This is a genomic window from Ensifer sp. 2TAB8 (genome assembly GCF_052115125.1).
Taxonomy (GTDB): Bacteria; Pseudomonadota; Alphaproteobacteria; order Rhizobiales; family Rhizobiaceae; genus Ensifer.
This window is the reverse complement of record NZ_JBFRGB010000018.1, coordinates 91,866-113,055: the sequence shown is the minus strand read 5'-3', so window position 1 is coordinate 113,055 and position 21,190 is coordinate 91,866. Positions and strand designations below refer to the sequence as shown.

Below are 21,190 nucleotides of genomic sequence, written 5' to 3'. Positions count from 1 at the left end.
AGCCGCTTATTAAGTAAGCGTTATCTAAATAAAAGAAACAGTGTGGCCAGAAAATCCGCTCGGAGGAACTGGCATGCTGATCAAGACAAAGCTCATCGGCGCGATTGCGCTGCTATCAACCATCGCCATCGGCATCGCCATTCATAGCCAGAGCACGCTCTCGGAAACCAGCCACATGATGGATGCGGTCTATGCCGATCGCATCGTGCCACTCAAGAATCTAAAGGCGACATCCGATGCGTTTGCCGTATCGATCGTCGATGCCGCCCATAAGGTGCGCAACGGCAACGAAACGATGGAAAGCGGGCTTGCCTCGGTCAACGCCGCGCGGGAAGCGATCAAGAACAACTGGGATGCCTATGCCGCGACGTCGATGACCGACGGAGAGCGAAAACTCGTCGACGATGCGCGGGGTCAGATGGTCGTGGCGATGGATTCGATCACCGCGCTGACGCAAATTTTAGCCGACAGAGATCAGAAGGCGCTCGACGCTTTCGTGCGCGACAAGCTCTACGCGACGATCGACCCATTGACGGCGACGATCTCCCACATCTCGGACCTGCAGGTCGAGCTTTCCGGCGGTGCCTTCGAAGCGAAGCATCGCGAGTTCGAGACGGTGCAGACGTTCAACATCGCGATCATCGTTCTCGTCATGGCGCTGACCGCCGGTACCTTCCTGGTGGTGCTGCGCGGCGTCGTCGGGCCACTCGGCCGCCAGATCGCCGCCATGCGCCGGCTGATCGACGGTCACGTCGAAGAGGCCGACGAGCCGGTCGGCGGCAAGGACGAGATCGCCGAAATGGCCCGCGCCATTCAATCATTCCGCGAGGCCGCACGATCGAACCTCCGGCTGCAAGCGGAAGCGGAGGAGACCCGCCGCACCAGTGAAGTCGAGCGCGTCCGCGTACAGAGACAAGCGGAACAGGACGCTCAGGAGCGACTGACCCAGGCGACGGCCGGTCTCGCGAGCGGGCTGAAGCGGCTCGCCAGTGGCGACCTCGCCGTCCGACTGCAGGAGCCCTTCGCCGCCGAATTCGAACAGCTGCGGCACGACCTCAACAAGGCGGCAGGGCAGCTCAACGACGCACTGCTCGCCGTCGCCGACAGCGCCGGCAACATCGGAATGGGTACGCGCGAGATCAGCCAGAGCGCCGACGATCTTTCCAAGCGAACCGAACAGCAGGCCGCCTCGCTCGAGGAGACGGCAGCCGCGCTCGATCAGATCACCGCCAATGTCAGCAACTCGTCAAGACGCACGGAGGAGGCACGCGACGTTGCCGGCGAGGCAAAGACAAGCGCCGCCCAATCGGCCGTCGTTGTCGCCAATGCTGTCGAGGCGATGCGGCGGATCGAGGAATCCTCCAGCCAGATTTCCAGCATCATCGGCGTCATCGACGAAATCGCCTTCCAGACGAACCTCCTGGCACTGAACGCCGGCGTAGAAGCAGCACGCGCCGGTGAGGCGGGCAAAGGTTTTGCCGTCGTCGCCCAGGAAGTACGTGAGCTCGCCCAGCGCTCTGCCAAGGCCGCCAAAGAAATCAAGGATCTCATTCGCACATCGAGCCTCGAGGTCGAGAACGGCGTACGCCTGGTGCGCGACACCGGTAACGCACTGCAGACGATCGAAGCGCATGTGATCACGATCAACGAGCATATGGCAGCGATCGCGACGTCGGCCCGTGAACAATCTGTGGGCCTGAGCGAGGTCAACACCGCCGTCAACCAGATGGACCAGGTGACACAGAGGAACGCGGCCATGGTCGAGGAAGCGAATGCCGCCTCCGCTACCCTGGCGCAGGAGGGCACGAACCTGCGCAACCTGATCGGACGCTTCATTCTTTCCGGGGAGAAGGGCGCAATAGCTGGAGCTCAACACACTCCGCCGGTGGCGGCAATCGCGAGCCGCCATCGTGCCCAGGTCTCGGCCCACGCGACCCGGCGGCCAGCCAGTTACGCAGTCCAGGGCAACGCCGCGCTCGCGACTGACGGCTGGGCCGAATTCTAGGCCATAGACACCCGTGTCCGAGTGAACTCGAAGAGCCGAGGCCACACCGGCTGAAAGCACAGAGCCGCGCGTTCAAATGAACACGCGGCTCTGCTTCGACATCTTAGCGCGCGAAGCGAATCAGGCGGCGCTCATCGCCTTCAGCTCCAGGCGTCGGCGATGCAGGACCGGCTCGGTGTAACCGTTCGGCTGCTCGCGACCCTTGAGGACCAGGTCGAGGGCTGCCTTGAAGGCGATCGAACCATCGAAGTTGCCGGCCATCGCGACATAGAGCGGATCATCGGCATTCTGGCCGTCGACGACGGCTGCCATGCGCTTCATCGTATCGACCACCTGTGCCTCGGTGACGACGCCGTGATGCAGCCAGTTGGCCATGTGCTGGGCAGAAATGCGCAGCGTCGCGCGGTCTTCCATTAGGCCGACATTGTTGATGTCGGGAACCTTCGAGCAGCCCACGCCCTGGTCGACCCAGCGCACGACATAGCCAAGGATGCCTTGAGCGTTGTTGTCGAGCTCGCGCTGGATTTCCTCCGGCGTCCAGTTCGGACGGACGGCGACCGGCACCGACAGGATGTCGGAGAGCTTGGCGCGGGTGCGGCTCTTCAGGCTTGCCTGGACGTCGGCAACGTTGACGCGATGGTAGTGCGTCGCATGCAGCGTCGCAGCCGTCGGCGACGGAACCCAGGCGGTGTTGGCACCGGCCTTCGGATGCGCGATCTTCTGTTCGAGCATCGCTGCCATCAGATCGGGCATGGCCCACATGCCCTTGCCGATCTGCGCATGGCCGGACAAGCCGCATTCAAGCCCGATATCGACGTTCCAATTCTCGTAGGCGCCGATCCAGGCGGCCTGCTTCATGTCGCCCTTGCGGATCATCGGGCCGGCTTCCATCGAGGTGTGCATCTCGTCGCCGGTGCGGTCGAGGAAGCCGGTGTTGATGAAGACGACGCGCTCGCGGGCGGCGCGAATGCACTCCTTGAGGTTGACCGTCGTGCGGCGCTCCTCGTCCATGATGCCCATCTTCATGGTGTTGGCGGGCATGCCGAGCGCCTTTTCGACACGCGCGAAGATCTCGCTAGCAAAGGCGACTTCTTCCGGCCCATGCATCTTCGGCTTGACGACATACATGGACCCCGCGCGGGAGTTCATGCGGCGACCGCCATTGCCGATGTCGTGCAGCGCGATCAGTGCCGTGACCATAGCGTCCATGACGCCCTCAGGCACTTCCTTACCGTCGCGGTCAAGGATAGCCGGATTCGTCATGAGATGGCCGACATTGCGGACCAGCATCAGCGAACGGCCAGGGAGGGACAGCGTACCGCCGGCGGCGGCTTGGTAGGTACGGTCGGCATTGAGACGACGCGTGAAAGTCTTGCCGCCCTTGGCGACTTCTTCCGTAAGGTCGCCCTTCATCAGGCCGAGCCAGTTGCGGTAGACGACGACCTTGTCTTCGGCGTCGACGGCGGCGACCGAATCTTCGCAGTCCATGATCGTGGTGATCGCCGATTCGAGGATGACGTCGGAGATACCGGCCGGATCTTCCTTGCCTATCGGCGTGGAGGCGTCGAGAACTACGATCGCATGCAGGTTGTTGTGCCGGAGAACGATTTCCGAGCGCGCGCCTTCCGAACCGGAATGACCTACAAACTGAGCCGCGTTGCGCAGCGTCGTCCTAGAACCGTCCTTGAGGCCGATCTCCAGCGCACCGCCCGCGACCTTGAGCGAGATGACATCCGCCCAGCCTCCCTTCGCCAGCGGCGCGCTGGCGTCGAGGAAGTCGCGGGCCCAGGCGATGACCTTGGCGCCGCGCTTCGGATTGTAGTCGCGGCCCTTTTCTGCGCCATCGGCATCCGAGATTGCGTCCGTGCCATAGAGCGCATCATAGAGCGAACCCCAGCGTGCATTGGCGGCATTGAGCGCATAGCGGGCGTTCATGACGGGAACGACGAGCTGCGGACCGGCGATGGTGGCGATCTCCGGGTCGACATTGGCGGTCGAAACGCTGAACTCGCCACCCTCGGGCAGAAGATAGCCGATATCCCGCAGGAAAGCCTGATAGGTGTCGATATCGCTGGGTGCGCCGTTCTGCTTGTACCAGGCATCGAGCTTGGCCTGCAGGTCGTCGCGCCTGGCAAGCAGCGCCCGATTCTTCGGGGCCAGGTCGTGCACGAGGGCGGAAAGCTGCTCGAAGAAATATTCGGCCTCGACGCCGGTGCCCGGCATCGCTTCTTCCACCAGGAAGCGATGGAGGTCCGCATCAATCTTCAATCCATACTTCTCAATGCGGTCCATCTGCCAACTCCTTGAAATAGACGTAAGGAGCGCCACCGATCCGACCGGATGCGGTGAAAACGCCCCAACATGTTAATCTTGCGCTTGAAGCGGGTCGCGGACCAGCCCATGCGCAATACGCGCGTGAAACGGCCGCAGTTTCTCACCAATTCATTCCCTGTCAATTCTGCAAGGATGCGAAGAATTGTTTCCAAAATGGAAAAGATCAGCCGTGCGCGATGCGTGGACGACCGCTCGCGGACGCGATGAATCGTGCCTCGATCAGCTTGCGACTGCCCTCGACTTCCGGCGCATCGATCTCCTCGCGCAACAGCGAAGCGGGATCGTCGGCACCATTGGTGCGCGCAGTCTCCAGCGCCACCGCCTCCGCCCGCCGACGTGCAGTGTCGAAAGCCTTTTCCTGATCGAAAAAGCGTTCGCTGGCTCCGGCACCGTTGACGACAAAGATGCCCTCCTCCGGCATCGTGACGAAAACCGTCACCGTGGCGCTCACCTGGCCGACCACGGCACCGACGGCATTGGCGACGCCAGCCTCTTCGGGAATGGCGGCTTCGGTTCCAAGCATTTCAGCGATAGCCGGGTAATAGACTGGCGCCGAGGCACCGAGGCCGACCAGGGGGCGGTCGAGGCCGAGCGAGAACCGGACGATGCCGGGCGTCCGGGTCAGCGCACGATCGACGGCCTGCGACACCGCGGGATCGATAGCGCCGGCGCCATCTTCGCCAAGGCAGGCCTGCAGGATGACTTCGGAGGACTGCCGCGTCAGCCGATCGACGATCATCTGGGCCATCGCTTCCGGAGACGACGCGATCGGCTGGCCGGAGCCGTCGCGGGTGCGAGCCGCAAGCTGTATACCAAGCTCGGCCGCCTCAAGGTTCCATTGCGATTGCCGGCCGAGGACATGCATGGCGTCCGACGGCGTCAGACCGCAGATATGGACGAGCCCGCGCCCCACCAGCCGGTCGAGCGTCGCCTTCTGCGGGGTCGAGACCAGCAGCGTCTCCAGCGCAACCGGAACCGCACCGATACGCTCATAGAGCGCCTGCTCCTGCGGTTGCAGGCCGCTTGCGAGGTGATCCGGCAGCCCCGTGCGGACCGCAAAGCGGCCATTGTGGCGCCCGGTATGCTGGGCGCGCATCTGTTTTTCGAGCACAGAGATAACGGCGTCGCCATGAAGAGCGGCGGCAAGGCTGAGCGGCATCAGCCGGCGTGGTCCGAGATCGATCTTCGCCTTCAGGCCGCGGTCGTTGATGCGCACTTCCGAATCGCCGCCGAGGCCATAGGTCCGCATCGCAACCGCCTCGACCATGGTGCGAAAACCACCGACGACGGCGCCTTCGGCATCGAGTCGCGGCCGACCGCCGTCGAGAACTGCGACATCGGTGGTGGTGCCGCCAATATCGGAGACCACCGCATTGTCGAGACCGGTCAGATGCCTTGCGCCGACGAGGCTTGCCGCCGGACCGGAGAGGATCGTTTCGATCGGTCGCAGCCGCGCTTCTTCCGCCGAGATCAGGGCGCCGTCACCGCGCACCACCATCATCGGCACATCGATCCCGCGCGCCTTCAGGAAGCCTTCGCAGGAGCCGATCAGCCGGTCGATCATCGAGACGAGGCGCGCATTGAGCAGCGTCGTCAGCGCGCGGCGCGGGCCTCCGAGTTTAGAGGACAGCTCGTGGCTGCAGGTGACCGGCAGGTGCGAGACTTCGCGAATGCGATCCCGCACCCGCCTTTCATGATCCGGATTGCGAACGGCGAAGTAGCCGGCAATGGCGAAGGAGGAGACCTGGCCGGCAAGTACCGGCAGGGCAGCGTCGAGTTCGCTCATGTCGAGCGGGGTCTCGCCGCCATGCACATTATGGCCACCCGGCAGGAAGATCACAGGATCGGAGCCGAGCGCTTCCAGGAGACCATCGCGCTTCAGATCCTCTGGGCCGAAGCCGATCATGACGAGGCCGGCGCGACCGCCCTGCCCTTCGACGAGGGCGTTGGTGGCCAGCGTCGTCGACAGCGAGACCATGCTGATCGCGGAAACCGACACTTTCGTCTGTTCAAGTACCGCTTCGACCGCGCCGGAGATACCGACTGCGAGGTCATGGCGGGTCGTCAGGGCCTTGGCCTTGGCGACGACCCCTTGCGTTTCCGAGAAGAGAGCAGCGTCGGTGTAGGTGCCGCCGGTGTCGATGCCGAGAAGAAAATGAGAGGTCAATTCGCGCAGTCCGGAATTCGCGCGGGGCGCAAGGCCCCTGGTTCAATGGGGATCGATGCGGTGATATGACATATTTCAACAGAAAACCATCGTGCCGCAGACATCGATGATCAACTGGGCGACACGGATCAAAAGATCGGGACACCTGCGCATGCTCGAAGGCCGCCGTCCGTCTGTACTCGCCTGGCTCCTGTCAGCCGCCGTCCTCTGGTTACCGATGGGGGTGGTCCAAGCGCAGGACGCCGAAGAAGAGTACAAGCCGCAGCTGCCCGATGTCGCGATCTACAAGACGATGCTCGACGCCAACAAGCAGACCGGCTGGGTGCAGTTTCGAGACTATGACGACCGGCAGCTGGTCTACTTCACCGCATTGCAGACGATGCATTGCCGGCTATCGGAAATCCGCTACTCGATCAATTCGGACGCGCTCGACCAGCGCTTTCCGCTGGCGAAGTGCAATCCGCAGATCCCGTTCAACCTGCCGGGCGACGAGACCGCCGAGTATGTCTATATTTCGCTGGCGGCCGGCACTGCGAAGACGTTGACGATCCAGGCGGTCTGGGACGATGGCGCCGGCAGCGAGATCGTCGTCTACAAGCCCTGCGACAATGTCGGCGATGCCACCTGCGCCCAGATAAAGACGATCAAGAAGCCGTCGAAGATGCTGCAACAGCCGAAGCCGGCGGACTCGCCGGTGCGCTCCGTCCAGTCCCCGATCCCCGGCAAGACCTTCAGCGAACCGAAACCTTCATCGGCAACCCGCCCCGCGGTTGAGTAGTGAGCCGCTGCACCGGCCAGGGATTGGTTTCCTTGGTCGGATCGAAACGGTAGCGGTGCATCATCACCGCGAGAGCGATCACCGCTTCCTGCAGCGCGAAGGTCGCGCCGATGCAGACGCGCGGGCCGGCGCCGAAGGGCAGATATTGATAGCGGTGCAGCTTCTCACGGTTTTCCGGCAGGAAGCGCTCGGGCATGAACGCGCGGGGCTTGTCCCAGTAAAGCACGTGGCGATGCAGCGTCCAGGGCATGATCAGCACCGCGATCCCCTTGGGGATGCGCACCCGCTCGCCTGACGGAGCGGTCCACTCGTCCTCCTCGATCGCGGCACGGTTGATCGACGGCGCCGGCGGATAGAGCCGCATCGCCTCCTCGAAGGCGGCGAGCACATGCGGCATCAGGCCGAGCCAGTCGACCGACTCCGCACCGCTTGCAATCGCCGCATCGATCTCGGCTTCCATGATCTCGCGATAGGCGGGCGTATTGGCGACGCAATAGAGCGTCCAGGCGAGCGCCCGAGCGGTCGTCTCATGCCCGGCGCCGATGAAGGTGAGGATATTGTCCTCGATCTCGGCCGTCGAAAGCCCCTGGCTGCCCTCGATCTGCAGAAGCAGAGTCAGAAAATCCTGCGGCGTCCGTTCGGGATTCTCCACCATCTTGCGACGACGCAGCGCCATGGTCTCGGAGACGATCGAGCGGAAACGGTTCATCACCTTCTTGCCACCGATGCGCGTCGGGCGCGGAACCCATTCCGGCGCGAGCAGGATGTCCATCGGGTCGACGCGGCCCATGCGGTGCAGCAGCTCCTCGACGCTCTGGACGAAGCCATCCCGCTCGACGGCGACCTCGCCCGAAAACAGCGTTTCGGCCAGGATGTCGAATGTCAGTTCCGTCATGTCGTTGGCGACATTGGTCGTGAACGGAGCCTTCCTGGCTCCGGCGTAGCGCTCGACGAATGCTTCGGCGCTCCGCAGCATCTGGCCGGCAAAACCCTTGGCGTGGCGCGGCGTGAACACCGGCGCCATGGCCTTGCGCGAACGCTTCCAGACCTCGCCTTCGGCCGTCAGCAGGCCGTCACGCAGGATCGGCCTGAGGATCAGCCGGCGCACCTTCGACATCTCGTAGTTGCTGACATTGTCGACGAGGATATGACGGATGAGGCCGGGATCGTTGACGATCAGGGTGCGCTGGGTGACGAACTTCGTCTCGATCCACGGCAGCGTATAGGACGGCTCGCCCCATAGCTCGAGCGGATTGCGCAAGACCGTCCTGATGATCTTCAGGTAGGAAGGGATGCCCACGCGAGGAACGGGAGCCGGCGGTTCGAAGGGCTCCGGACGCATGTCCATGGTGATTGCCTTTCTCGATTGCGCCAATGATTTCAGGTTTTTACGGCGCAATCAAGGAAAGTGCTTCACGTGAATCACAGCAAGCTTTCGAGCTCCGAAAGCTTGTCGTTGACGAGCCAGCCGTAATAGTTCTCCTCCGGCCATTGCGCCTGGCCGCTCTGGATCTTGGCGGCAAGCGCTGCGGCGCGACCGTCCGGGTTGCCGACATTGTAGAGCGTCGCTGTCACCCCGGGATTGTTGGAGATATCGACACCGGCGATCGATTTGTAGACGTCGATCGAATGGCGGATCGAGGCCGCCATATAGGCGAGCGACACATCCGGATCCATGATCGCCTCATAGACGCCGGCGGCATTCTTTTCGTCGAGTTGCTCATAGCCCGAGGTCTTGGCAACGATGTCGGTCAGCATCAGTGCGGTCAGCGGGTTGATCTGGCCGAGGCCGAAGGTCTGGCCAGCGAAGAACGGCTGGAAGAAGACGGCGCTGAAGCGGTTGTTCGGGAAGGACTTTCCGCCCACCGATTTGCCGCGGAACTCATTGTCCCAGACGCGTTCGCGGCAGCTCCAGAGCGCATAGGCGCCCTTCTTGGCGCCGCACTCGGCAAATTGCGGGCGCGCCACGAATTCGGTGACGGTTTCACCGTCGTAGCCGAACTGGAAGCTGTTGCCGGCATAGGCAGCCGCCTTGACGTAGTAGGACTGCAGCCGGTCGTAGGCATCGACGTTGTAGGTGTGCTCGCCGACGATGGCGCCGACCATATGGATCGGGGCGATGCCATAGGCGCGCGACACGGACTTGATCTTGCTCATCAGCTGCTTGTCGGTCGCAAGCAGGTCCCGGACTTTCTCGAACTTGGCATCGAAGGAGGTGCGGCCGGCCTTGGTGCGGCGCACGGAAGCACCGGGGATACCGGGCTGCTCGACATTGCGGTTTCCCGGCGGAACGGCGGTCGCGGCGATTGACTGGCTTGCGGTCAGGCAAAACGTGGCGATAGCGAGCATGCAGGCGGTGAAACGCACGATCTCTTCTTCCTATGACTGGTGGAGGCTGCCCTGGTCGGCGGGGCGGCTCCTACGCCAAGATCATGTCGGAAAAATGCCCGGACCACGATCGGTGACCGTCTCCGTGTTAGAAAAAATGAGGCCGCCTGTCGAGAGACAGGCGGCCTGCATATTCAGGGTTGCGGGCGTTTGCATGTCCCTACGACCGAAATGTCACAGGATGTAGCGCGACAGGTCGGTGTTGGCGGCGAGATCGCCGACATGCTTGCGCACATATTCGGCGTCGATCGTCACCTCGTGGCCGGCACGGTCGGGCGCATTGAACGAGATTTCGTCCAACACACGCTCCATCACCGTCTGCAGCCGGCGGGCGCCGATGTTCTCGACAGTGGCGTTCAGCTGTACCGCAACATCGGCGAGCGCATCGATCGCATCGTCGGTGAAGTCGAGCTTGACCTCTTCAGTATCCAGGAGCGCCTTGTACTGGCGGATGAGGCTTGCCTCGGTCTCCGTCAGGATGCGGCGGAAGTCTTCCTTGGTCAGCGCACGAAGCTCGACGCGGATAGGCAGACGGCCCTGCAGTTCCGGCAGCAGGTCCGAGGGCTTGGCCACGTGGAAGGCGCCGGACGCGATGAAGAGGATGTGGTCGGTCTTGACCGGCCCATACTTCGTCGCGACGGTCGTACCTTCGACGAGCGGCAGCAGGTCCCGCTGCACGCCTTCGCGTGACACGCCCGCACCCATGCCGCCCTCGCGCGAGGCGATCTTGTCGATCTCGTCGAGGAAGACGATGCCATCGTCCTCGACCGCTTTCATGGCCTCGCGCTGGATCTGCTCGTTATCGAGCAGCTTGTCGGACTCGTCGTCGATCAGCATGCCATAGGAGGCCTTGACGGTCGTCTTGACCTTCTTGGTGCGGCCGCCCATGGCCTTGCCGAACATTTCCGAGAGGTTCAGGACGCCGATATTGGCGCCGGGCATGCCCGGGATCTCAAAGCCGCCGGGCGCACCGCTCTCGGCGATGTCGATCTCGATTTCCTTGTCGTCAAGCTCGTTGGCGCGGAGCTTCTTGCGGAACGAATCCCGCGTTGCTGGCGACGCCGTCGCGCCGACCAACGCGTCGAGCACGCGCTCTTCAGCATTCTGGTGGGCCTTCGCCTTGACCTCGGCGCGGCGCTTTTCGCGCACCAGACCGATACCGACCTCGACGAGATCGCGGATGATCTGCTCGACGTCGCGGCCGACATAACCGACCTCGGTGAACTTGGTCGCCTCGACCTTGACGAAGGGCGCACCGGCGAGCTTGGCCAGGCGCCTCGAAATCTCGGTCTTGCCGACACCGGTCGGGCCGATCATCAGGATGTTCTTCGGCATCACCTCGTCGCGCAGCTCATCGCCGAGCTGCTGGCGGCGCCAGCGGTTGCGCAGCGCGATGGCCACGGCGCGCTTGGCGTCGTTCTGGCCGATGATGAAACGGTCGAGTTCCGACACGATTTCTCTGGGTGAAAACGTACTCATGTAGTCCTCTCAAACTCGGTCCGCGTCAGCTCCATCAGGAGCGTGCGGCCGGATGCATCAATCCATTCTGCATAGGGCACGAAACCGGCCTTCGCGTAGGCGCTGACCGCCCGACGGTTGCCGGCGTCGGGGTCGATCACGACGCGCGGCGCGCCGGCGGCAAAGAGCCGCTCGGCAAAGGCCCTGACCGCCAGCGACGCGACGCCCCTGCCTGTCAGTTCCGCCGGGCCAATGAAGATATCGATACCGGGCACGTCGTCCGGCATATCCTTCGCCCAGGGCTCGTCGTCCGGATACTGGGCCGGCACCCACGACTGGATATAGCCCGCCGGCTCGCCGGCCACGTGGAAGATGAAGCCTTCCACTTCTCCAGTGGCACAGCCTTCGCGGATCAGCTCCACTTCCTTGTCCGGATCGCCCCACCATTGCCGCACATGCGGTTCGCTCAGCCAGGCATGCAGCAGCGGCAGGTGGCTATCGGCCACCGGCACGAAACTGACATGCGCGGGCTCATTCGGCATCCAGCGTCTCCACCACGATATTGTGGTTCGTATAGACGCAGATGTCACCGGCGATCTGCAGCGCCCTGCGGGCGATATCCTCGGCCGACTTGTCGCTGTCCATCAGGGCGCGGGCCGCCGCAAAGGCGTAGTTGCCACCCGATCCGATGGCGATTGTGCCATGCTCGGGTTCGAGAACGTCGCCATTGCCGGTGATCGCCAGCGTGATCGACTTGTCGGCCACCAGCATCATCGCTTCGAGATTGCGCAGATACTTGTTCGTGCGCCAGTCCTTGGCGAGCTCGACGGCCGCGCGCATCAGCTGGTCGGGATATTGCTCGAGCTTGGCCTCAAGCCGTTCCAGCAGCGTGAAGGCGTCGGCGGTGGCGCCGGCAAAGCCGGCGATGACGTCGCCCTTGGCGAGGCGCCGCACCTTGCGCGCATTGCTCTTCATCACGGTCTGGCCGAGGCTCACCTGGCCGTCGCCGGCCATGACCACCTTGCCATCCTTGCGTACCGTGATGATGGTCGTCGCATGCATCGTTCCGTAGGGATTATGTTCGCTCATGAAGTTACCTGTCGGCCCCTGATACATGGGGGCGTTTACTTGGGCGTTTACTGGGGCGTTGCGGCTCGTGACACGAGCCTGGTTGCTTGAGGCCTATGTAAGTACGGCAGACACGTTTGCAAATGGCAACAGGCCGTGGGCGCAATCTTCGTTCGGCACCCCGCATCCGATGATTCGAATCGACCGCTCGGTTCTGGATATTTCAGCTTTTGCCTGATAAGGAGCCGCGTCAGCGCATACAGGAGAGCCCGATGGCAGAAGCCACGTCCAGCCGCACCGCAGAAGTTTCGCGAAAGACCAACGAAACCGCGGTATCCGTATCGGTCAACATCGACGGTACCGGGATCGCCAAGATCTCGACCGGCGTCGGTTTCTTCGACCATATGCTGGACCAACTCGCCCGCCATTCGCTCATCGACATGGAGATCAAGACGGACGGCGACCTGCATGTCGACGACCACCATACGGTCGAGGACACCGGCATTGCCATCGGCCAGGCGATTGCCAAGGCGCTCGGCGACCGGCGCGGCATCACCCGCTACGCCTCGCTCGACCTTGCCATGGACGAGACGATGACGCGCGCGGCGGTCGATGTCTCCGGCCGGCCGTTCCTTGTCTGGAACGTGGCATTCACCTCGCCGAAGATCGGCACCTTCGACACGGAACTCGTGCGCGAATTCTTCCAGGCGCTCGCCCAGCACGCTGGGATCACGCTGCATATCCAGAACATCTACGGCGCCAACAACCATCATATCGCCGAGACCTGCTTCAAGTCCGTCGCCCGCGTGCTCCGCACCGCAACCGAAATCGACCCGCGCCAGGCCGGCCGCGTTCCCTCGACCAAGGGGACCCTTGCCTAAGCGGCCAGTCACTGGCTTTGACTCATGGCTTCTTACATGATCCTCACCCCGCCGGGTGCGCGCGCCGACGACGAACGGGCACGTTTCGTCGCCGACGGTTTCTCCTGGGGCGCGTTTCTCTTCCCGGCGCTCTGGCTTCTCTTCAAGCGCCAATGGGTAATTGGAATCGCAGTTGCCGTTCTGCAGATTTCGTTAATCTCCCTGTCGAGCCTGTCAGGCGGCTTCCTCGCATCGGTGCTGGTGCAGCTCGCGCTGCGACTGCTCGTTGCCCTCGAAGGACCGGTTCTGGTGGCGCGCAGCCTGACGGCCCGAGACTGGACGCTGCGCTCCATCGTTCCGGCGCCCAATCTCGCAGCCGCCGAAGAGATCTACTTCACAAGCGTGGCTTCGAGCGAGACCAGGCCCACCACACCTCCCCCGGCCGACTGGACCGCGCGCAAGCCCTCAGGTGGCGGCACCGGCCTCGGCCTTTTTGATTCCTACGGAGAACGCTGATGCGCGTCGCCATCATCGATTACGGCTCGGGCAACCTGCGCTCGGCCACAAAGGCCTTTGAACGAGCCGCCCGCGAAGCCGGTATTTCGGCCGAGATCGACCTTACCGACAGGCCGGAAAGGGTGGCGAGCGCCGACCGCATCGTGCTTCCGGGCGTCGGCGCCTACGCCGATTGCCGCCGCGGCCTTGCCGCCGTCGACGGTATGGAACAGGCGCTGACGGAGGCGGCGGAACAGGCCGGCCGACCCTTCCTCGGCATCTGCGTCGGCATGCAGCTGATGTCGTCGCGCGGGCTGGAAAAGACCATCACCCATGGTTTCGGCTGGATCCCCGGCGATGTCGTCGAAATGACGCCCACCGACACCACGCTGAAGATCCCGCAGATCGGCTGGAACACGCTGACGCTCAAGCGCGAGCATCCGCTGTTTGACGGCATCCGTGTTGGCGAAGCCGGTCTGCATGCCTATTTTGTGCATTCGTACCATCTGGCCGCCGAAAACGCCTCCGACGTGGTTGCCGAGGCGGACTACGGCGGACCGGTCACGGCCTTCGTCGCCAACGGCAACAAGGCGGGCTCGCAATTCCACCCGGAAAAGAGCCAGGCGCTCGGCCTTGCCCTCATCTCGAATTTCCTGCGCTGGAAGCCCTGAGCTTTCGCACGACTGATTGGACAAACCCATGATCCTTTTTCCCGCGATCGACCTGAAAGACGGGCAATGCGTGCGCCTGAAGCTCGGCGACATGGACCAGGCGACGGTTTACAACCCCGACCCGGCGGCCCAGGCCCGCGCCTTTGAAGACCAGGGCTTCGAGTGGCTGCACGTCGTCGACTTGAACGGTGCCTTTGCCGGTGAGACGGTCAACGGTGCCGCCGTAGACGCAATCCTCAAGGCGACCAAGAATCCGGTGCAGCTCGGCGGCGGCATCCGCACGCTCGAGCACATCGAAAACTGGCTGTCGCGCGGGCTTGCCCGCGTCATCCTCGGCACCGTCGCTGTGCGTGACCCGGCGCTCGTCATCGAAGCCTGCGCCAAATTCCCGGGCAAGGTCGCCGTCGGCATCGACGCCAAGGGCGGCAAGGTTGCCGTCGAAGGCTGGGCCGAGGCCTCCGAGCTCGGCGTGATCGAGCTTGCCAAGAAGTTCGAGGGCGCCGGCGTCTCGGCGATCATCTATACCGACATCGACCGCGACGGCATCCTGACCGGCATCAACTGGGCCTCGACCCTGGAACTCGCGGACGCGGTTTCCATTCCTGTCATCGCGTCGGGCGGTCTCGCCTCGATGGACGACATCCGCCGGATGGTCGAGCCGGACGCACGCAAGCTCGAAGGCGCCATCTCCGGCCGCGCGCTCTATGACGGCCGCATCGACCCGCAGGAGGCGCTGGACCTGATCCGCGCCGCGAGAAAGGCTTGAACCATGACGCTTAAAGCCCGCGTTATCCCCTGCCTCGACGTCAAGGACGGCCGTGTCGTCAAGGGCGTCAACTTCGTCGACCTGATCGACGCCGGTGACCCGGTGGAAGCGGCCCGCGCCTATGACGCTGCCGGCGCCGACGAGCTCTGCTTCCTCGACATCACCGCGTCCTCGGACAATCGCGAGACGATCTTCGACGTCATCGCCCGCACGGCCGAACAGTGCTTCATGCCGCTGACGGTTGGCGGCGGCGTGCGCCAGGTTTCCGACATCCGCAAGCTGCTTCTGGCCGGCGCCGACAAGGTGTCGATCAACACGGCTGCCGTGAAGAACCCGGAATTCGTCGCTGAAGCGGCCGACAAATTCGGCAACCAGTGCATCGTCGTCGCCATCGACGCCAAAAAGGTCTCTGCCGATGGCGAAGCGGATCGCTGGGAGATATTCACCCATGGCGGACGCCAGCCGACCGGCATTGACGCGGTCGACTTTGCCCGCCGGGTCGTCGATCTCGGCGCTGGCGAGATCCTATTGACCTCGATGGACCGTGACGGCACGAAGAGCGGCTACGATATCGCGCTTACCCGCGCCGTTGCCGATGCGGTCCGCGCGCCGGTGATTGCGTCCGGCGGCGTCGGCACGCTCGACCACATGGTCGCCGGTATCAAAGACGGCCATGCGACCGCCGTGCTCGCCGCCTCGATCTTCCACTTCGGCACCTATAGCATTGGCGAAACCAAGCGCTATATGGCCGAGCATGGCATCGCCATGCGCCTCGACTGAGCTTCAGGATCTTCCATGGCTGACTTCACACTTTCCGATCTCGAGGCCATCGTCGCGACACGCGCGCAGGCGGCCCCGGACCAATCCTGGACGGCAAAGCTGGTCGCGGGCGGCCAGCCGAAGGCGGCCAAGAAACTGGGCGAGGAAGCGGTCGAGACGGTGATCGCGGCCATCAGCAACGACCGCGCGAATCTCGTCGCCGAAAGCGCCGATCTCATCTATCATCTGATGGTCGTATTGAAGATCGCCGACGTTCCGTTGCAGGATGTGCTGAACGAACTTGCGCGGCGGACGCAGCAATCTGGCCTGCAGGAAAAGGCAAATCGGCAGAATCCATGACGATAGTGGCGAAAGACATCGAACCGGCCGACCTGCCCGATAACCCACAGAAGCAGGATTATTCGCCCTATCATTTCTTCACCGCCGAGGAATGGTCGCACTTTCGCGCCGATACGCCGCTGACGCTGACGGCCGACGAGGTACAGCGGCTGCGCTCGCTGAACGACCCCGTCGATCTCGGCGAGGTCCGGCAGATTTACCTGTCGCTGTCACGCCTGCTCTCGACCCATGTGGAATCGTCGCAGATGCTCTTCGAGCAACGCAAACGCTTCCTCAGCATGTCCGAGACCAAGACTCCCTTCGTCATCGGCATTGCCGGTTCGGTCGCCGTCGGCAAGTCGACGACGGCTCGTATTCTCGCGCAGCTACTGTCACGCTGGCCGTCGAGCCCGAAGGTCGACCTGGTGACGACCGACGGCTTCCTTTATCCGAACGCCGTGCTCCAGCGCGAAAACATGATGGACCGCAAGGGTTTTCCGGAGAGCTACGACGTCGGCGCACTCCTGCGCTTCCTTTCGGCGATCAAAGCCGGCCAGCTGAACGTCAGGGCACCCAGCTATTCGCACCTGACCTATGACGTGCTTCCGGATCAGTTCACCGTCATCGATCGGCCGGATATCCTGATCTTTGAAGGCATCAACGTTCTGCAGTCACGCAACCTGCCGGCTGACGGGAAGATCGTGCCGATGGTCTCGGATTTCTTCGACTTCTCGATCTATATCGATGCCGAGGAAAGCCTGATCCACAGCTGGTACGTCAACCGGTTCATGCGGCTGCGCGAAACCGCCTTCAAGAACCCGGAATCCTACTTCCATCGCTACGCGACGATCAGCGAGGATGCCGCCCGCGCCATAGCCGAAGGCCTGTGGCACAACATCAACCTGAAGAACCTGCACCAGAACATCCTGCCGACGCGCCCACGCGCCGACCTGATCCTGCAGAAGGGCCCGAACCACCTGACGGAAAAGGTGGCGCTGAGGAAGCTCTAAGCTTTCGGGCTCGAAACAAGTTCAGGCAAAGGTTGAAGCGGTTTTCCGCCCAGTTGGTCACGGATTGACGCGTCGCAGCGTCAGATTGACCCGGCCGCCGTTCTTCAGCAGCGTCGACGTATTCGGATAGATGCGGTCGACGCCATGGAAGGCGAGCCGCCCTTCCCCGCCGAGCACGACGACATCGCCGCTTTCGAGCCGGAAAGACATCGTCTGGCCGCCGCGCGTATTGCCGCCGACACGAAAGAGGCAGCTGTCGCCGAGCGAAATCGAGACGACGGCGGTTTCGAAGTCGCGCTCGTCGCGATCCTGATGCAGGCCCATACGGGCTTCCTCGGAGTAGAAGTTCACAAGGCAGGCTTCCGGCGTCTTGTTGCTGGCGGAAACCGCGTTCCAGATATCGAGTAGTACATCCGGCATCCGCGGCCAGGGGCGACCGGTCAGCGGATGCTGAGCCTGGTAACGATAGCCGCGATCGCGGTCCGTAACCCAGCCGAGCGCGCCGCAATTGGTCATCCGCACCGACATGGGTTTGCCGGTCTTCGGCATTTCCGGCACGAAGAGCGGCGCTTCGGCGACGACGAGACGGATTGCCTCGACCAGTTGTTCCTGCCGGGCGCGATCAAGATAGCCCGGAATATGTCTGATCCCTTTCGGGAGCACCTGCATGAGAGGCAGTCCTTATTGTTCCAGGCCGAGAAGTGCCGCGGGAACGCCATAGCGAAGCGGCCAGCCCGCATAGGCGACATCCGTCGGCCCGACGACGTGATCGACCAGGTTCCAGCGGCCATTCTGGAAACTGACGATTGCGAACACCGTCAGACCATCCATCATGTCGGCATCGTCGCGCAACCCGGTTTGCGCCAGGTTGATCGTCCCACCGCCCGGACGCTGCGGCTCGACCTGCATGAAGGCCCAGTTGGGCGCCGCGCGCATGGTCGTGACCACGAATTCGACGGGGCCACGCATCTCAGCCTCCACCGCCGGGCGGATGGCATCAAGGATGGCGGCGCGCTCGGCGCTGCCCTTGGCGGGCTCCCGGAAGGGCTGCGCCAAACAAGCGCCGGCAAACCAGAGGCCCGCCAGCGCCGCAATTGCAGAGGAACGTCTGAGGGACACGCTCAGGCCGCGTCCAGATCCGGAATGCGCAAAACCTGGCCGGGATAGATCTTGTCCGGATGCGTCAGCATCGGCTTGTTGGCTTCGAAGATGACCGTGTGCTTGGCGCCCTTGCCCTTGCCATACTGCGCTTCGGCGATCTTCCAGAGATTGTCGCCCTTCTTGACGGTATAGAACACGGGCTCCTTCGCCGGAGCGGGTGCGGCACCGGCATCGGCGACCTTGAGTTCGGAGGCCTCCACAGCCGAGACGCCGAGCGTATTGCCGACGGCAACGACTGCCTTTTCGAAGACGCTCTGATCCTTCACGACACCCTTCAGCACGACCTTGTCACCGGCCACTTCGACCTGCACGTCCTTGGTGCCGAGATCGTGGGATGCAAGCTCCTTCTGAACGCTTTCGGCATCCGGAGCGTCGTCATCGCCACCGATGCCAAGCTTCTTGCCTGCGTTCTTGATAAAGCTGAAAAGACCCATGAATATCTCCTTTTTGTGAAAACTCTGCTCGATAAGAGAGGGCGCCGCCTGGCAAAGGCAAGGGAGCGGCAGAAAAGAAATCATTCCCCGCCCGGCCGACCGCGGAGCTTCTTGATCTCGCCGCGACCGGACTTTTCCTTCAGGCGCCGCTCGACGGAACCGCGGGTCGGTTTCGTCTTCTTGCGCGGCGGTGGCGGCGGCTCGGCGGCCTTGAGAATCAGCTCCTTCAGCCGCTCGCGGGCATCCTCGCGGTTGCGCTCCTGGCTGCGAAAGCGGCTGGCTTCGATCATCAGCACACCCTCCTTCGAGGCGCGACGGCCGGCAATCTTCAGGGCATTGGCCTTGATGCGATCGGAGAGTGCCGGAGAAGCCTGGACGTTGAAGAACAGCTGAACGGCGGTCGACACCTTGTTGACGTTCTGTCCGCCCGGCCCGCCGGCCAGCACGAATTGCTCCGTCAGCTCCCAGCCGGCGATGACGATATTGTCGTTTATGTAGAGCGGGTCGCTGGCCATGGTTCACCTCGGCCCGATCTATGGCACAGAGCGAACCCGTTGAAAACACTACGGGCGTCGCGCGTCTCATCAGAGGCGCGAAAGCGAAAAACCCGGCCACAAGGACCGGGTTTCACGTGAATCATAGCCGACGATCTTTATTCGGCGGCGATTTTGGTGCCGGGAGCCGCGTCGCGAACGCTGCCATCCACATGGCTCTCGAACTTGGCGAAGTTCGTGATGAACATGTCGACGAGGCGGCGTGCCTGTGCATCGTAGGCTGCACCGTCGGTCCAGGTCGAGCGCGGATCGAGGATGCCGTCGTCGACGCCCGGGACCGAGACCGGAACGGCGAAACCGAAGTTGCCGTCGGTGCGCAGTTCAGCGGCGTTCAGCGAACCGTCAAGTGCGGCGGCAAGCAGAGCGCGCGTCACCTTGATCGGCATGCGGCTGCCGGTGCCGTAGGCGCCGCCGGTCCAGCCGGTGTTGACCAGCCAGCAGGTGACGCCGTTCTTGGCGATCAGATCCTTCAGCAGGTTGCCGTATTCCGAAGGATGGCGCGGCATGAACGGTGCGCCGAAGCAGGTCGAGAATGTGGCTTCCGGCTCGGTGACGCCCTTCTCCGTGCCGGCAACCTTGGCGGTGTAGCCGGAGAGGAAGTGGTACATCGCCTGTTCCGGCGTCAGCTTGGCAATCGGCGGCATCACGCCGAAGGCATCGGCGGTCAGCATGATGATGGTGCGCGGCTGAGGTGCCGTGCCGGTGGCGCTGGCGTTCGGGATGAAATCGAGCGGATAGGCGCAGCGGGTGTTTTCCGTCAGCGAACCATCGTCGAAATCAGGAACGCGGCGTTCGTCGAGAACGACGTTTTCCATGACGGTGCCGAAACGGCGGGTCGTCGCATAGATTTCCGGCTCGGCAGCTTCCGACAGACGGATCGCCTTGGCGTAGCAGCCGCCTTCGAAGTTGAAGACGCCCTGCTCGCCCCAGCCGTGCTCGTCGTCGCCGATCAGCGTACGGGTCGGATCAGCCGAAAGCGTCGTCTTGCCGGTGCCGGAGAGGCCGAAGAAGATCGCCGTGTCGCCTTCGGGACCAACGTTTGCCGAGCAATGCATCGGCATGACGCCCTTCTTGGGCAGCAGGTAATTGAGAACCGTGAAGACGGACTTCTTCATCTCGCCGGCATAGGACGTGCCGCCGATGAGGATCAGGCCGTTGGTGAAATCGCAGGCGATGACGGTCTCGGTACGGCAGCCGTAGCGCTCCGGATCGGCCTTGAAGCTCGGCAGATCGATGATCGTCAGCTTCGGCAGGAAGGATCCGAGGGCCTCGCGGGCCGGGCGGATCAGCAGATTGCGGATGAACAGCGAATGCCAGGCATATTCGGTGACGACGCGGGTCGGCAGAGCGTTATCGGCGTCGGCACCGCCAACGAGATCCTGCACGTAGAGCGACATGCCCTTGGCGTGATCGAGCATGTCCTGGCGGAGCAGCGCAAAATGCTCCGGAGACATCGGCTTGTTGTTGTCCCACCAGATCTGGTCGTCAGTGTTCGCATCGCGAACCACGAACTTGTCCTTCGGCGAACGGCCGGTGTGCTGGCCGGTACGGGCGACGAGTGCTCCGTGTGCCGTCAGCTCAGCCTCGCCGCGGCGAAGAGCTTCCTCATAAAGCTCTGCGGCTTCGAGGTTGTACCGAACCGTTTCGAGGTCGATAAAGCCGAGTTTTTCCAAGCCGTTCGCGAGATTGCGAGTGCCGAGTTGCTCCATGGTCAAGCTTCCTTCGTGTTTGGCCATTGGCGTTGAATTTCGCCGGACCTTACTTGCATGCTCGCTCAAAAACAAGGCGGCGTCAAAAAAAGAATAATGATTTCAGTATATTAATCGATTTAAAGAAAATTATCGTTTTTTTAATCGGTTGAATTCGGCCTGCAGAACACCGAACTGAGGGGAGCTATCCTATCGTCACGACAGGTGCTTTTTGGGCTTCGCCACAATTTGTTC

The 21,190-nt window shown here is 62.9% G+C and carries 21 protein-coding genes; 9 read left to right on the top strand and 12 right to left on the bottom strand.

The annotated features are described in order from the left end of the window. Positions 1-73: 73 nt before the first annotated feature. On the top strand, positions 74-2,005 hold the full coding sequence (locus AB4Z53_RS25495) for a HAMP domain-containing methyl-accepting chemotaxis protein (RefSeq protein WP_441598324.1): 1,932 nt from the start codon (positions 74-76) through the stop codon (positions 2,003-2,005). A gap of 120 nt (positions 2,006-2,125) precedes the next feature. Here AB4Z53_RS25495 and AB4Z53_RS25490 read toward each other — a convergent pair whose 3' ends face one another. Then, a complete protein-coding gene (locus tag AB4Z53_RS25490) occupies positions 2,126-4,297 on the bottom strand; it encodes a malate synthase G (RefSeq protein WP_441598322.1) in 2,172 nt (723 codons plus the stop codon). A 205-nt stretch (positions 4,298-4,502) separates the two neighbouring features. Then, positions 4,503-6,506, bottom strand: coding sequence for a hydantoinase/oxoprolinase N-terminal domain-containing protein (locus AB4Z53_RS25485; protein WP_441598320.1), 2,004 nt, complete (start codon positions 6,504-6,506; stop codon positions 4,503-4,505). A gap of 91 nt (positions 6,507-6,597) precedes the next feature. Between AB4Z53_RS25485 and AB4Z53_RS25480 the strand changes: the two genes are divergently transcribed. Continuing rightward, entirely contained in the window at positions 6,598-7,284 is a 687-nt protein-coding gene (locus AB4Z53_RS25480; protein WP_441598318.1) for a hypothetical protein, read from the top strand. Here AB4Z53_RS25480 and AB4Z53_RS25475 read toward each other — a convergent pair. The 5 genes from AB4Z53_RS25475 to hslV all read right to left on the bottom strand — a co-directional run bounded on the left by AB4Z53_RS25475 (position 7,238) and on the right by hslV (position 12,219). Beyond that, positions 7,238-8,632: a cytochrome P450 gene (locus AB4Z53_RS25475; RefSeq protein ID WP_441598316.1), complete on the bottom strand. Its 1,395-nt coding sequence runs from the start codon at positions 8,630-8,632 to the stop codon at positions 7,238-7,240. The two genes, AB4Z53_RS25480 and AB4Z53_RS25475, sit on opposite strands and share 47 nt — an antisense overlap. Before the next feature lie 74 nt (positions 8,633-8,706). Next, on the bottom strand, positions 8,707-9,651 hold the full coding sequence (locus AB4Z53_RS25470) for a DUF1402 family protein (protein WP_291161873.1): 945 nt from the start codon (positions 9,649-9,651) through the stop codon (positions 8,707-8,709). 195 nt (positions 9,652-9,846) lie between these two features. Further along, a complete protein-coding gene (hslU, locus tag AB4Z53_RS25465; RefSeq protein WP_223725985.1) occupies positions 9,847-11,151 on the bottom strand; it encodes an ATP-dependent protease ATPase subunit HslU in 1,305 nt (434 codons plus the stop codon). Further along, on the bottom strand, positions 11,148-11,672 hold the full coding sequence (locus AB4Z53_RS25460; RefSeq protein ID WP_113538240.1) for a GNAT family N-acetyltransferase: 525 nt from the start codon (positions 11,670-11,672) through the stop codon (positions 11,148-11,150). Before AB4Z53_RS25460 ends, hslU begins: the two co-directional genes overlap by 4 nt. After that, the gene (hslV, locus tag AB4Z53_RS25455) at positions 11,662-12,219 is read right to left on the bottom strand and encodes an ATP-dependent protease subunit HslV (RefSeq protein WP_057252069.1); all 558 of its coding nucleotides are present in this window, start codon (positions 12,217-12,219) and stop codon (positions 11,662-11,664) included. The genes AB4Z53_RS25460 and hslV overlap by 11 nt, the downstream gene beginning before the upstream one ends. A gap of 251 nt (positions 12,220-12,470) precedes the next feature. Here hslV and hisB point away from each other — a divergent pair, with 251 nt between their 5' ends. From hisB to coaA, 7 genes are read left to right on the top strand one after another with little or no spacing between them, the layout of a single operon-like run. Continuing rightward, positions 12,471-13,079, top strand: a complete 609-nt coding sequence (hisB, locus tag AB4Z53_RS25450) for an imidazoleglycerol-phosphate dehydratase HisB (RefSeq protein ID WP_113538241.1) — start codon at positions 12,471-12,473, stop codon at positions 13,077-13,079. A 24-nt stretch (positions 13,080-13,103) separates the two neighbouring features. Continuing rightward, the gene (locus tag AB4Z53_RS25445; RefSeq protein WP_113538242.1) at positions 13,104-13,574 is read left to right on the top strand and encodes a DUF2628 domain-containing protein; all 471 of its coding nucleotides are present in this window, start codon (positions 13,104-13,106) and stop codon (positions 13,572-13,574) included. Beyond that, a complete protein-coding gene (gene hisH / locus AB4Z53_RS25440; protein WP_441598312.1) occupies positions 13,574-14,224 on the top strand; it encodes an imidazole glycerol phosphate synthase subunit HisH in 651 nt (216 codons plus the stop codon). Before AB4Z53_RS25445 ends, hisH begins: the two co-directional genes overlap by 1 nt. A 28-nt stretch (positions 14,225-14,252) precedes the next feature. Next, entirely contained in the window at positions 14,253-14,990 is a 738-nt protein-coding gene (gene hisA / locus AB4Z53_RS25435) for a 1-(5-phosphoribosyl)-5-[(5-phosphoribosylamino)methylideneamino]imidazole-4-carboxamide isomerase (protein ID WP_113538244.1), read from the top strand. Between the two features lie 3 nt (positions 14,991-14,993). Further along, complete coding sequence (gene hisF / locus AB4Z53_RS25430; protein ID WP_441598310.1) at positions 14,994-15,770, top strand: imidazole glycerol phosphate synthase subunit HisF; 777 nt, start codon at positions 14,994-14,996, stop codon at positions 15,768-15,770. Positions 15,771-15,785: 15 nt separating this feature from the next. After that, positions 15,786-16,109, top strand: a complete 324-nt coding sequence (locus tag AB4Z53_RS25425) for a phosphoribosyl-ATP diphosphatase (protein ID WP_113538246.1) — start codon at positions 15,786-15,788, stop codon at positions 16,107-16,109. Next, positions 16,106-17,098, top strand: a complete 993-nt coding sequence (gene coaA / locus AB4Z53_RS25420; protein ID WP_113538247.1) for a type I pantothenate kinase — start codon at positions 16,106-16,108, stop codon at positions 17,096-17,098. The genes AB4Z53_RS25425 and coaA overlap by 4 nt, the downstream gene beginning before the upstream one ends. 57 nt (positions 17,099-17,155) lie before the next feature. Here coaA and AB4Z53_RS25415 read toward each other — a convergent pair whose 3' ends face one another. The 5 genes from AB4Z53_RS25415 to AB4Z53_RS25395 all read right to left on the bottom strand — a co-directional run bounded on the left by AB4Z53_RS25415 (position 17,156) and on the right by AB4Z53_RS25395 (position 20,956). Beyond that, positions 17,156-17,767 (bottom strand): alpha-ketoglutarate-dependent dioxygenase AlkB, encoded by a 612-nt coding sequence (locus AB4Z53_RS25415; protein ID WP_441598308.1) that lies wholly within the window; start codon positions 17,765-17,767, stop codon positions 17,156-17,158. Positions 17,768-17,779: 12 nt separating this feature from the next. Continuing rightward, positions 17,780-18,217 (bottom strand): hypothetical protein, encoded by a 438-nt coding sequence (locus tag AB4Z53_RS25410; RefSeq protein ID WP_441598306.1) that lies wholly within the window; start codon positions 18,215-18,217, stop codon positions 17,780-17,782. A 2-nt stretch (positions 18,218-18,219) separates the two neighbouring features. Next, on the bottom strand, positions 18,220-18,693 hold the full coding sequence (gene lysM / locus AB4Z53_RS25405; protein ID WP_034802175.1) for a peptidoglycan-binding protein LysM: 474 nt from the start codon (positions 18,691-18,693) through the stop codon (positions 18,220-18,222). A gap of 80 nt (positions 18,694-18,773) precedes the next feature. Continuing rightward, complete coding sequence (gene arfB, locus AB4Z53_RS25400) at positions 18,774-19,208, bottom strand: alternative ribosome rescue aminoacyl-tRNA hydrolase ArfB (protein WP_441598304.1); 435 nt, start codon at positions 19,206-19,208, stop codon at positions 18,774-18,776. A gap of 137 nt (positions 19,209-19,345) precedes the next feature. Further along, on the bottom strand, positions 19,346-20,956 hold the full coding sequence (locus AB4Z53_RS25395) for a phosphoenolpyruvate carboxykinase (protein WP_441598302.1): 1,611 nt from the start codon (positions 20,954-20,956) through the stop codon (positions 19,346-19,348). Positions 20,957-21,190 lie beyond the last annotated feature (234 nt).